We start from the raw sequence: 12,787 nt of genomic DNA on the forward strand, positions 1-12,787 counted from the left end.
CAGCACTGCTGTCCCTCTCCGTCGAACTGGGGGGAGCGGCTGAGGAGCTTCCGCCAGACGCCCAGGACGCCTACCTTGATGGTGACGATGCAGTGCGTCGCCGGCTCAGCTCACTGCGACGCCGTAGGGGCTGGCGCCGAGGGTGACAGTGGCGACCACCTTTTGGGATGTCGGGTCGATGACCGTGAGGGTGCCCGCTCCCTGGTTCGTGACGTAGACAGCGCCGCTGGTGACTTCCAGGTTGAACGGGTCGGTGCCGGGAGGGCCCAGGGCGATGGTTGCCGAGACGCGGTGGTTGCCGGTGTCGATCACGGATACGTTGCCCGGGCCGAGATCGGCGGAGTAGGCGAAGCGGCCGTCGGGCCCAATAGCCACGTCCATGGGGCCCTCGCCTACCTGTACGGCAGTCGCCTTGCCGGTACGGATTGCGATGGCAAGGACCTTCCTTCCCACTTCGTCGGCGACGTAGGCCGACTCGCCGTCCGGGGTGAGGGCCACGCCCACCGGGGAGCGCCCCGCGGGGAGTTGCCGGGCGACCCGGCGCGTGCGGGTGTCGATGACCGACAGGTTGCCCGACCCGGCGTTCGCCACGTAGGCCCTGCCACCGTCACGACTGAACGCCACGTTCACCGGAGATTTTCCGACCCGGATGGTCGCGGCCACCCGGCTGGTTCGGGTGTCGATCACCGAGACGGTGTTGGACCTGCCGTTGGTGACATAGAGGGACCTGCCATCAGGGCTGAGGCCGACACCGGTGGGGCTCTTCCCGACCGGCACGGTTCTGACGATCTTGTTGTTCCGGGTGTCGAGGACCGAGACCCGGGCAGAGCCGCTGTTGGCGATGTACACGTGCTTGCCGTCCTTGGTGACCGCGAGGCCTTCCGGCGCCACGCCGGCCGGCACGGTTGCGACGACCTTGTAGGTTCGGGCGTCGATCACCGAGAGTGTGTTGTCCTGCTGGTTCGTGACATACACGCGGCCACTGGCGCCGGCAACAGGGGCAGCCGGCGCAGTCGGCGCAGGAGCCGATTCCTTTTTGGCCGAGGGGCTGGGCGTACAGGAGATCAACAGGATCCCCATGCCCGCGGCGATTGCCGACCGGACCGTCGTGCCGGGTCGCCGGCGGCCGCTGCCGGCTCGGGTCCGCAGGGCAGAGAACATCTCGCCTCCTGTGCGCAGTGCGATGGTTCGGTCCGGGACCGGGCGACATCCCGCCGACGGCTGCCCGGCAGCGGGATCGGATCAGGTCAGGAGCCGGCGGGCGTAGTAGTCCTTCTCGTCCTGGACGCCCGGAAGTGCGAAGAAGTAGCCCCCGCCCCGTGGGCTGATGAACGGCACCAGTGCTTCGCCTTCCAGCCGGGTCTGCATGGCGATGTAGGTGTTGAGTTCTTGCTGGAAGCAGACGAACGCGTGCCCCATGTCGAGTTCCGGCAGGTTGGGGCTCCGGTCGTAGTCGTAACTGCGACGCAGGATGGTGCTGGTCGCCGCGGTCTGCGGAGTCTGGGGATTGGCGAGGCGGATGTGAGAGTTCAGCGGGGTGATCAGGCCCTGCGGGTCGTTGGTGTAGACGGGGTCGAAAAGTTCCGGAGCGTTCTCGCCCACGGCGTACATGGGGGCGCCGCTCGCCTTGCGGCGGCCGAAGATCCGCTCTTGTTGGGCAACGGGCACCTTCTGCCATGCCTCGATAAAGAAATGCACGATACGCACCACCTGGTACGTGCCACCCGCGGTCCAGGCCGGTTCGGCGCTCTTCGGCTGGACCCAGACCACCTGATTCATCTGGGCGTCGTCGGTGACGGATGGGTTGGAGATGCCGTCCTTGAAGCCGAACCAGTCGCGCCGCACACCGACCGGACGCTCCGGATTACGTTGGCCGTCGATGCGCCAGCGCAGCTTCATCGCGGACTTGGTGTGGGTCAGGATGTCGAGCAGTGCGTGCACCGTCGTGTCGCGGTGATCAGCGCAGATCTGGATCAGCAGGTCCCCCTGGCTCAGCGCGGGGTCCAGGTCGTCATGGCGGAAGGGAGTCATCGTGACGAGCTGGACCGGCTTGCGCGGCTTGAGTCCGTAGCGGTGGTCGAAGAGGGATGCGCCCACTCCGACCGTCAGGGTGAGACCATCCGCCACGACTGTGGGTCCCAGGATGCCGTTGTCCGTCGGCGGTGCGGTCGGGGACGCCTTCGGTGGTCTGCCGCCCGCCGTGAGGAAACGGGCTCGCGAGGTCAGCGTGCGGAACAGGTCGGTGAGTTTCGCTCGGCTCGAGGCGGTCACGTCGAACGAGGCGAAAATCGCGTCCTGCTGGGGCAGAGTGGCGATGCCCACCTGGTGATAGCCGTGGAAGGGGATCACACGAGATGTCGGTCCCATCTTGGGAACAGCCACTGTGTCGGCGTACGCCGCACCGCTGCCCAAGGCGACCGCGCCCGCCGCTCCGGCCAGGCCCGCGGCAGCACCGTGAAGAAACGACCGCCGGGCAAACGCACTCGCCGGACACCCTTCGCCGCTCCACCCTTCATCCAGGGTCGCGAACGTCTCGTCAGCCATCGTTCCCCTCAGACAGGAGCCAGGCGGCAAGCCGTACGCTCTTGCCGCGATCGGATTCCGTGAGCCGGGCGACCCAGCAGGGCACGCCCGTAGACGGCGGTTCCCAACCAGCGCTTGAAGGACCGCCAGTTTCATAACCGTCCACAAAACGGAATATATGTGACATCCCTGCTCGCGCCACTGGGCAGTGTGGCGCGAGGTAAGGGGTTTGGATCGCGTGCGGCGGCGTCGACCGTGCCCGTGTGCTGTCACTGTGAGGCCGACGGCACGGTGGCTTCTCGGCGACCGGATCACAGACCGTCGGCGGTCCCGGGGAGCTCCCCCGGACGGCCGACGGACAGACCGGTGACTTCCGGAAACAGCCCAGTCGCAGGAGCGGCTTGAGCTCCTTGAGGCGGGCCGGCAGGCCATTGACGAAGGCGGCTGCCGCCGACATCGAACTGAGCAAGCCGGACCTGGCGGACATCGGCAAGAGTCAGGCCCCGGCGGCCGGCGGTCAGTTCGCCGGCGGTGAGCACCCGGTCACGGGCAAAACCTGCGGCGCCGTCGACAGTGCGGCCGCCTTTGAGCTCGTCGCCACGCCAGGACCACCTGAACAGGGTGCCGTGAGCACCCAAGAGTCGATGGCGCACCTCATGCACAAGCCGGGGAATACGTCCTTCGGCTCACTGAAGCAGATCAATGCCGGGGTCCTGAACATTGGGTACGCCGAGGCCGGTCCCGCCAAGGGTCCCGCGGTCATCCTCCTGCACGGCTGGCCCTACGACATTCACAGTTATGTCGACGTGGCGCCTTTGCTGGCCGCGCGGGGCTACCGGGTGATCGTCCCGTATCTGCGCGGCCATGGCACGACGCGCTTCCTCTCGAGCAAGACGTTCCTGAATGCCCAGCAGTCGGTGTTTGCTCTCGACCTCATCGCGCTGATGGATGCACTGAAGATCAGCAAGGCGATCATCGCCGGCTTCGACTGGGGATCACGGACGGCTGACATCATCGCGGTGCTCTGGCCGGAACGCTGCAAGGCGCTGGTCTCGGTGAGCGGCTATCTGATCACCAACCGCGAGAGCAACAAGAAGCCGCTGCCGCCAGAGGCCGAGTGGGCGTGGTGGTATCAGTACTATTTCGCCACAGAAAGGGGCCGGCTCGGCCTTGCGAAGTACACGCATGATTTCGCGAAACTGATCTGGAAGAACGTCTCCCCGACATGGCGTTTCGATGACGCAACGTTCGAACGCACTGCGGCGGCCTTCGATAATCCGGATTGGGTCCCCATCGTGATCCACAACTATCGCTGGCGACTTGGCCTGGCCAAGGGCGACCCCCGATACGACCGTCTCGAAGAACAACTTGCCCAGAGCCCCGTCATCTCGCTGCCCACGATCACCCTTGACGGTGAATTGGATCCCTTCACTCCTCCCGGGGATGGCACTGGTTATCGCAGGCACTTCACCGGCCTGTACGCCCACCGGACCCTGAAGGGCATCGGCCACAACGTGCCGCAGGAAGCCCCGAAAGACTTCGCCGAAGCGGTAGTCGAAGTCGACGGTTTTTGATCGCGCCACCCGGAGTGACTGCCTCGCCTCACCGCTGAACCGCAGCGTGTCAGCCGTTCGTACCAAAACCTGCGAGCCATTCGCAGGAGTTCCGGGCGCAGACGGATCAGTCGATCGCTGAGGGCAACGGACCGTGCCGTCGCGCATCACGAAGGAGCGCATCGGCCGGGATCAGCTACGTGGTGATCGCGCCGTGGCCGGAGCCCGTCAGACGCTCCTGGTACGACGCGTGTGAGGTCTCAGCCGCCCATCGTCCGGTCCGGCGCAGGCGCGCAGATCACGGCGCGGTGCGGGGAACCCACATCATTGCCCTGACGGAACCCTCGAGTTGCGCGATGTGATGTGCAACCTCCTGCTGCCAACCCATGCCTTTGAGGCTGCCACTGGCTTACGCAAGTCGAGTTCGACTCAAGTGGTGCCGAGTTTGTGATCGTGACACGCTTCGCACTGACGCAGCCATCTGCTACTCCGACGAGGCGTTCCCCGGTCGGAAATTACTGATGCGGCCATCCCTCAACACCGTCATCTCTGACTCGCCGGCGCAGAGGCGAAGGAGGCACCTTGCCCACCGCGATCGTCCGCGTTCTCCGGACACCCGAACTGCGCAATAAGTTGCTCTTCACGCTCGGCATGATCCTCCTGTTCCGCCTCGGGGCACACATCCCGATCCCCGGGGTGAACTACGGGAACGTCCAGACCTGCGTCAGTGCAGCACAGGCCGGCAACAGCCGTCTACTCGGTCTGTTGAACCTGTTCAGCGGCGGGGCACTGCTACATATCGCAGTGTTCGCACTCGGCATCCTGCCGTACATCACAGCCAGCATCATTCTTCAATTGCTGACCGTCGTCATCCCGAAGTTGGAGGCGCTCAAAAGAGAGGGCTCGGCGGGGCAGGCGAAGATCACCCAGTACACGCGCTACCTCACGGTCGCGCTCGCCGTACTGCAGGGCACAGGCCTGGTCGCAACCGCCCGGAGCGGCGCCCTGTTCAGCGGCTGTCCAGTCGCCTCGGACATCGTGCCGGACAAGTCGATCTTCATCACCGCCACCATGGTGCTCACGATCACCGCAGGGACAGCCTGCGTGATGTGGCTCGGCGAGCTGATCACGGACCGGGGTGTAGGCAACGGCATGTCGATCCTGGTATTCGTCTCGACCGCAGCCACTTTGCCCGGCACACTGTGGTCCATCAAACAGAACGGCAAGATCGCCGGTGGCTGGATCAACTTCGGCAGCGTCGTTGCCGTCGGATTCGTCATGGTGGGCTTGGTCGTCTTCGTCGAGCAGGCCCAGCGCCGTATCCCGGTGCAGTACACAAAGCGGGTGATCGGCCGGAAATCCTACGGTCACGCATCCACATACATCCCACTAAAAGTGAACCAAGCAGGTGTAGTTCCGGTCATTTTCGCATCGTCGCTGCTTTACATTCCACAGCTCATTGCACAGTTCTCCAGTTCGACCTCGGGGTGGAAGGCATGGATCGAACGTAACTTCGTCAGGGGCGACGACCCCTACTACGTAATCACCTATTTCCTATTGACGGTCTTCTTCGCCTTCTTTTACGTGTCGATCACGTTCAACCCCGAGGAAGTCGCGGATAACATGACGAAATACGGTGGCTTCATCCCAGGAATCCGAGCCGGCCGACCCACCGCCCAGTATCTGGGCTATGTCCTCAACCGGATGACGTGGCCGGGAGCGCTTTACCTGGGGGTGATCGCATTGGTACCAACAGTTGCCTTTGCGAGTTATGGCGGTGCCAGCAGCCTCAGCGGAACCAGCATCCTCATCATCGTGGGCGTGGGCCTGGAAACGGTAAAGCAGATCAACAGCCAGCTCCAGCAGCACGATTACGAAGGCTTCCTCCGCTGATTCCCGGACCCCCTTTTCCGCCTCCCCGATGCGCGACATCGCCCGCCTGCACGGCCCCGCCCTCGTCGGTGGCCGGGTCCGGGTCGAAGACGATGTTGGCCGGCAGCTTGGCGGCGGCCCAGTGGTAGACGCGCGGTGGCCGGCTCGCCCTTGGTCGCGAAGGTCCGCTTCTCGGGAACCTGGGCGGCTTTGCAGCGCTCGGGATCCTCTGTCCAGGACCTGGGCAGATACAACTCCCGGTCCACCGGGGCCCGCCCCCTGGTCGTGGTCGGCGAACTGGAACGCGACAGGTAATGCCTGGTCAGGAGCGGTGGGGCTGCTTGTGCGCGGGCTGCCGTGGTACGCGAGTACGGTGTTCGCCACGCGGTCGCTCGAAGCCGAGATCATCCGCGCTCGGATCCAGAAGGGGAACGTCGGCCCAACACCGTTCATCCGGACTGTTACGGCCGGGGAAATCCTCAAATCCATCGCCGGTTTTCGCCGACGGATCTCCGGCGCACGACGTTAATATCGCGACCCGTGCATCCAATTGAGACCGCGAGGTACCCGTGGCGCCCCTCAGCAAGCTCTACCTCCAGCTCGACGACGTTGAACTTCCGGACGTGATCCCTTACTCCCAGGTGAGCGCATGGGAATTGCGCTTTCTCTACCTGTTGGGACGCCATCGGCTGACTGGAGAGGGCAAGGTGATCGAGCTCGGGTCGGGCGGCGGCGGATCGACGTACGCGCTCGCTCTCGGTCTGCAGGAGAACCCGGACTTCGACAAGAAGACCAACAAGCTGCACGCGTACGACTTCTTCCGGGTTGGGAAGGGAACCTTCGCCTCCGAGAAATTCTTCTCGGCCGGGGCCGCGCCCGAGGACACCAACTCCTTCCTCGACGACTTCAAGGACAAGCTGAAGCCGTTCATCAACTTCATCGAGCTGCACCCCGGCGACATCTGGCAGACCTCCGACCCCGAAGACCACAGTCCCATCGAGTTCCTGCACGTCGACATCGCCAAGACGGCGCGGGTCTTCCGCTGTGTGGCCGAGCGCTTCCTGCCCCGCCTGGAGCCAGGCTCCGTTCTGCTGCACCAGGACTTCGCCAGCCCCCGGCTGCCGTGGCTGCACTACAGCACCGGTCTGCTGCTGCCGTACATCGAGATCGCCGGGCCGCCCATCCGCTCCACACTGGCCTTCGAGGTGATCAAGCCGATCCCGCAGGACGTGCTGCGGGCCATAGCCGAGGACGCCTTCGACACCGACGAGAAGCTGAAGCTGATGTCGGCCGTCCAGGATGTCGTCGACCGGGACTACACCGACGGGATCCCGTTCAAGGCCGTGATCGAACTCGCCAAGGCCTATGTCGCCCACTACGAGGGTGACCACCCCCGCGCCTGGAAGATAGCCAAGCCGCTGACCTCGAACGAATACCTGAGCCGGACCCGCAAGGACCACTTCGCCCAGCTGGAGAAGGCACTGAACGCGGCCGAGCCCAGCGGCGGATCCTCCGGTCTGGCCCGGCTGGTCAAGAAGGTGACGCGCAGGGCGTAGCCGCCAGGCGGTGCCGGCGGGCGGTGCCGGCGGGCGGTGCCGGCGGGGCGACTTGAGTGTGACGTAGGTCTGCTTCGCGGTCGGCTGCACATCGCTGGGGTGTTCAACTCGCGGTTCACCGACGGGTCGGCGAGAGCCCGAGCTCATATCGGGCCCGCCGCCATGACGAGGGCGCCGCCATCCCCGCCTGCGTCGCCAAGATCCCCATGCGACCGGTCAGGAATGGAGAAGCGAAACCTGCACCCCGTCCGTAGCGTGAAACGCATGGACATCAAGCTTTCACAGTGCTTCATCGCCGTCGACGACCACGACAGGACACTGGCCTTCTACCGGGACGTTCTCGGCCTGGAGGTGCGCAACGACGTCGGGTTCGAGGGGATGCGCCGGGTGACCGTCGGCGCGCCGTCGCAGCCGGACGTGGAGATCGTCCTCGAGCCGCCGCTCGCGGACCCGAACGCCTCGCCCGCCGACAAGGAGGCCATGGCGGAACTGTTGGCGAAGGGCCTGCGGTGTCATCGTCAGGACCGACGACTGCGACGCCACCTTCGAGCGCATCCGCGCCGGGGGTGGCGAGGTGCTGCAGGAGCCGATCGGTACGGCGTCCGCGACTGCGCCTTCCGCGATCCCTCCGGCAACATGCTGCGCTTCAGTCAGCCTCGCAGGCAGTGAGCTCCGATCCCACGAACCGGACGCTGCCCTGCGGGCGAACCCCGCGCCGCATCCAGGCTTACGGCCTACCGCGGGGGAGGCCGTAAGGGCTGTCCCCTCCTCCTCGAAGCTGGTCAGATCGAGCCGGGCGACGCCGACGGAGACCGCGAAGGCGGCCCCACCCAACAGATGGAGACACGATAAGCATGGCCAAGAGGACGGACACGCAGTCGACTGCGCTGCACGGTGCGGACAGCCACGATCTGATCCGCGTGCACGGCGCGCGCGAGAACAACCTCAAGGACGTCAGCATCGAGATCCCGAAGCGCCGGCTGACGGTGTTCACCGGCGTCTCCGGCTCGGGCAAGAGTTCTCTGGTGTTCGACACGATCGCCGCGGAGTCGCAGCGGCTGATCAACGAGACATACAGCGCCTTCGTGCAGGGTTTCATGCCGACGCTGGCGCGGCCCGAGGTCGACGTACTCGAAGGGCTGACGACCGCGATCATCGTCGACCAGCAGCGGATGGGTGCCGACCCCCGCTCCACGGTCGGCACCGCCACCGACGCCAACGCGATGCTGCGCATCCTCTTCAGCCGACTCGGCAAACCGCACATCGGCCCACCCAGCGCGTACGCCTTCAACGTCCCCTCGGTCCGGGCGAGCGGTGCGATCACCGTCGAGCGCGGCGCCAAGAAGGCGGTGAAAGCGACCTTCACCCGCACCGGCGGCATGTGTACGCGCTGCGAAGGCCGGGGCGCGGTCTCCGACATCGACCTCACCCAGCTCTACGACGACTCCAAGTCGATCGCCGAGGGCGCGTTCACCATCCCCGGCTGGAAGTCGGACAGCTTCTGGACCGTGCGGGTCTACGCCGAGTCGGGCCTCCTCGACCCGAACAAGCCGATCTGCAAGTACACCAAGAAGGAGATGCAGGACTTCCTCTACCGGGAGCCGACCAAGGTGAAGGTCGAGGGCGTGAACCTCACCTACGAGGGGCTGATCCCCAAGATCCAGAAGTCGTTCCTGTCCAAGGACAAGGAGGCTCTGCAGCCGCACATCCGGGCGTTCGTGGAGCGCGCGGTCACTTTCACCACCTGTCCCGAATGCGACGGCACCCGGCTCAGCGAGGGGGCCCGGTCGTCGAAGATCAAGCGGACCAACATCGCCGATGCCTGCGCGATGCAGATCAGCGACCTCGCCGAATGGGTCAGCGGCCTCGACGAGCCGTCGGTGGCGCCGCTGCTCGCCGCGCTGCGGCACACTCTCGACTCGTTCGTGGAGATCGGCCTCGGCTACCTCTCGCTCGACCGGCCGTCGGGCACGCTGTCAGGGGGCGAGGCGCAGCGCGTCAAGATGATCCGTCACCTCGGCTCCTCGCTCACCGACGTCACCTACGTCTTCGACGAGCCCACCATTGGCCTGCACCCCCATGACATCCAGCGGATGAACGACCTGCTGCTGCGGCTGCGGGACAAGGGCAACACGGTGCTCGTCGTGGAGCACAAGCCGGAGACGATCGCGATCGCCGACCACGTCGTCGACCTCGGCCCCGGTGCCGGTACTGAGGGCGGCACCGTCTGCTTCGAGGGCACCGTCGAGGGGCTGCGGGCCGGCGGCACCATCACCGGCCGCCATCTCGACGACCGGGCCGCCCTCAAGGACACGGTGCGGACGCCCACCGGCACGCTGGAGATCCGCGGCGCGACAGCGCACAACCTGCGCGACGTCGACGTCGACATCCCGCTCGGGGTGCTCGCCGTCGTCACCGGCGTCGCCGGTTCCGGAAAGAGCTCGCTCGTGCACGGGTCGCTGCCGGGGCAGTCGGGGGCCGTCGGCGCGGGTGTCGTGTCGATCGACCAGAGCGCGATCCGCGGCTCGCGACGGAGCAACCCGGCGACGTACACCGGACTGCTCGACCCGATCCGCAAGGCGTTCGCGAAGGCCAACGGCGTGAAGCCGGCGCTGTTCAGCGCCAACTCCGAGGGCGCCTGTCCTAACTGCAACGGCGTCGGCGTCATCTACACCGACCTGGCGATGATGGCCGGCGTCGCCACCACCTGCGAGGAGTGCGAGGGGAAGCGGTACCAGGCATCGGTGCTGGACTACCACCTCGGCGGCCGCGACATCAGCGAGGTGCTGGCGATGTCGGTGACCGAGGCCGAGGAGTTCTTCGGCGCCGGCGAGGCGCACACGCCGGCCGCGCACCGCATCCTCGGCCGGCTCGCCGGCGTCGGGCTCGGCTACCTCAGCCTCGGCCAGCCGCTCACTACGCTGTCCGGCGGCGAGCGGCAGCGGCTCAAGCTGGCCACCCACATGGCCGAGAAGGGCGGCGTCTACATCCTCGACGAGCCGACCACCGGCTTGCACCTCGCCGACGTCGAGCACCTGCTCGGCCTGCTCGACCGGCTCGTCGACTCCGGCAAGTCGGTCATCGTCGTCGAGCACCACCAGGCGGTCATGGCGCACGCCGACTGGATCATCGACCTCGGCCCCGGCGCCGGCCACGACGGCGGCCGGATCGTCTTCGAGGGCACACCCGCCGACCTCGTCGCCGACCGCTCCACCCTCACCGGCGAGCACCTCGCTGCCTACGTCGGCAGCTGACCGAGGCCCTCGCGGACACTGTGAGACGAGTTCTCTCAACTGTTTGAACTCGCCCCACTTGGCGAACCGGGCGCTACCCTGCCGGCGAACTGAAGCACCCAGTCACAACACAGCGCGACGAGGTGCCGTAGCTGTCGTCGTGTGCCCGTAAGGGATGCACGGGACATCCCTTACGGCCTCCCCCACGACAGGGAATAGATCAGCGAGCGGCGTCACGCGGCTTCGAGGGCAAGGCGAGGACGGAGTCGACGCGGAGCGTCGGTGACTGACGACAACGCCGCAAGCGGAGTCGCAGGGCGTCGGAAGCCCACTCCCTGTCGTGGGGGGAGGCCGTTAACGCCGGCCCTCCCGTCCGCGCCGCGGACCAGGCAGATGGACACTTCCGGAACGCTCCGGCGAACCGGCAAGGTGACGTTCGTCCGGAATCCCAGAACCTTGAGGCAGAGGAACGGAAAAAATGATGCCGGGCCACGCGAAGAGATATGGCTCAGCCAAGTAGCCCCAGGTTTCATGGCTGCCGGCATAGGCGGCTCGAGCAAATCCCCAATAAGCCCCTCCCCCACCGGTCCGCCACCGATGCTCCGCTCCGGAGAAAATCTCACCCTCTCCATCTGCTTGAATCGCCCTGGAATTTCCCATACGGAAATTGCCGCTCCAGCGATCACGCCTACCGTGGATTGCGAGAAAGAATTCCAGCAGGGTGGTCATTTCACCTACTCCTCACCGGAGATCGCTGCTCACCTCATCGGCGCGTCACGGATCGCTGCAGCGGTGAAGCGGCGCACCGTCGTTCGCCGCCTTCAGCGACCCGGATGGCAACGGCTGGCTGATGCAGGAAGTCACGACCAGAGCGCCCGGGCGATGACGCGACATCCGCCTGGACTGACGTGTCGCCCCCGGACCGACGGGCCCGCCCGACATAGAGCCGCATCGGTCCGTCGACGCACACGTGCCGAAACCATCGAGATCGGCGTGAGGCCCGGCTACCGCAGGTGGACCCACCCGTCTCTCAACTCAGTACGGCACCGGCCGGATCAGCTGCCGCACTCGGCGGCCGCAATCGTCGCACGGAGCTGCTGCGCGTAGCCGGTAGCCGTGAAGTCCGAGCCGACGCCGTCGACCAGGACCAGATCATTGATGGTCCGATCCGTGCGCAGGTGAATGATCTTCTGATACTCCGGCGAGTTGTACCACGCCTGCGCCGTCTCCATGTCAGGGAACTCGATCAGCACTACCGAGCCCGGCCAGGCGCCCTCGAGGACCTGCACCTCGCCGTCAATCGCGAGCCACTTGCCTCCGTAGAGCGCCGTGGTGGCCTCGACCTGCTCCAGATAGGCCAGGTTCTCCTCCTGCGGCACACCGGGGATGCGCAGGTGATTGACCAGATACGTCGACATGGGTACCTCTCCTCGTGGCGATGCTCAACACCGGAGGCGCCGGATGCCAACAGCATCGACCCCCGACCGGTCCGGGCGTGAACCCCCCTCCGCGGCAAGGCCGTCATTGCAACGCACGGACGACGACCAGAAGAACCAGCCGATCCGTACGACACCATGCCCTTCCTCTTCCAGTCTGCTCTCGAACCCGTGAGAAGGACCGCCGGCAGCGGGAGCGGCGACCGGACCGGGTCGCGAGCGTACGAATGGCGGACCGCACCGATTACGGGGCCTCCGCCGTGCGGCGTGCGCGAAAGTTGTCGGGGTGCGGGATTCTCGAACCGGCCGGTGCCTCGGGTGGGTGGCGCCTGTTCGGAGCAGAGACGCCGGCCGGTCACAAGGTGAGCAGGCCCACCGGAACGCGGCGTCCTGTTCTGCCGACACGACCCGCGACGGCGCGCCTGCTCGTTCTACCGCCCTCCAGCCGGTTTGCAGGGCTTCAGCCGCCCGAGTCCGCCCAGCGCGACACGCGGGGCACTCGGTGAACACCTGGCAGGGCGAGGCGGATGCATGGGGCACCGAGTGCGGAGCCGCGCACGTGTGCCGCCACCTGGGACCGGAAATCCGCCGAGGGGTGTCCCCCATGCCGGAAA

General features: G+C 66.2%; 9 protein-coding genes and 2 pseudogenes. 6 read left to right on the forward strand and 5 right to left on the reverse strand.

The features are described 5' to 3' along the window. Positions 1-105 precede the first annotated feature (105 nt). Positions 106-1,161, reverse strand: a complete 1,056-nt coding sequence (locus OH809_RS04870; RefSeq protein WP_406514855.1) for a cytochrome D1 domain-containing protein — start codon at positions 1,159-1,161, stop codon at positions 106-108. 81 nt (positions 1,162-1,242) lie between these two features. Beyond that, a complete protein-coding gene (locus OH809_RS04875) occupies positions 1,243-2,367 on the reverse strand; it encodes a Dyp-type peroxidase (RefSeq protein ID WP_406423656.1) in 1,125 nt (374 codons plus the stop codon). Positions 2,368-3,149: 782 nt separating this feature from the next. Here OH809_RS04875 and OH809_RS04880 point away from each other — a divergent pair. Then, complete coding sequence (locus OH809_RS04880; protein ID WP_406425373.1) at positions 3,150-4,097, forward strand: alpha/beta fold hydrolase; 948 nt, start codon at positions 3,150-3,152, stop codon at positions 4,095-4,097. Positions 4,098-4,658: 561 nt separating this feature from the next. Further along, positions 4,659-5,969, forward strand: coding sequence for a preprotein translocase subunit SecY (gene secY / locus OH809_RS04885; RefSeq protein WP_406423654.1), 1,311 nt, complete (start codon positions 4,659-4,661; stop codon positions 5,967-5,969). 137 nt (positions 5,970-6,106) lie between these two features. On the opposite strand, the pseudogene OH809_RS04890 reads toward secY, so the two are convergent. Then, a pseudogene (locus OH809_RS04890) lies at positions 6,107-6,226 on the reverse strand (transposase); the annotation flags it as partial. Positions 6,227-6,517: 291 nt separating this feature from the next. Between OH809_RS04890 and OH809_RS04895 the strand changes: the two are divergent. The 4 genes and pseudogenes from OH809_RS04895 (at position 6,518) to OH809_RS04910 (ending at position 10,758) form a co-directional block, all read left to right on the forward strand. Beyond that, positions 6,518-7,504, forward strand: a complete 987-nt coding sequence (locus OH809_RS04895; protein WP_406423652.1) for a class I SAM-dependent methyltransferase — start codon at positions 6,518-6,520, stop codon at positions 7,502-7,504. 40 nt (positions 7,505-7,544) lie between these two features. Further along, positions 7,545-7,758 (forward strand): annotated as a pseudogene (locus OH809_RS04900) (AraC family transcriptional regulator); the annotation flags it as partial. A 10-nt stretch (positions 7,759-7,768) separates the two neighbouring features. Then, positions 7,769-8,173, forward strand: coding sequence for a VOC family protein (locus tag OH809_RS04905; protein ID WP_406423650.1), 405 nt, complete (start codon positions 7,769-7,771; stop codon positions 8,171-8,173). Positions 8,174-8,352: 179 nt separating this feature from the next. Beyond that, entirely contained in the window at positions 8,353-10,758 is a 2,406-nt protein-coding gene (locus tag OH809_RS04910) for an ATP-binding cassette domain-containing protein (protein ID WP_406425371.1), read from the forward strand. A gap of 333 nt (positions 10,759-11,091) precedes the next feature. On the opposite strand, the gene OH809_RS04915 is transcribed toward OH809_RS04910, so the two are convergent. Together OH809_RS04915 and OH809_RS04920 are read right to left on the reverse strand one after the other, a co-directional pair. Then, positions 11,092-11,466 (reverse strand): hypothetical protein, encoded by a 375-nt coding sequence (locus tag OH809_RS04915; RefSeq protein WP_406423648.1) that lies wholly within the window; start codon positions 11,464-11,466, stop codon positions 11,092-11,094. Positions 11,467-11,792: 326 nt separating this feature from the next. Then, positions 11,793-12,155 carry a DUF1330 domain-containing protein gene (locus OH809_RS04920; RefSeq protein ID WP_406423646.1) on the reverse strand — a complete coding sequence of 121 codons (363 nt, stop codon included), beginning with the start codon at positions 12,153-12,155 and terminating at the stop codon, positions 11,793-11,795. Positions 12,156-12,787: the final 632 nt, after the last annotated feature.

The organism is Streptomyces sp. NBC_00873, from assembly GCF_045207415.1.
GTDB lineage: Bacteria > Actinomycetota > Actinomycetes > Streptomycetales > Streptomycetaceae > Streptomyces.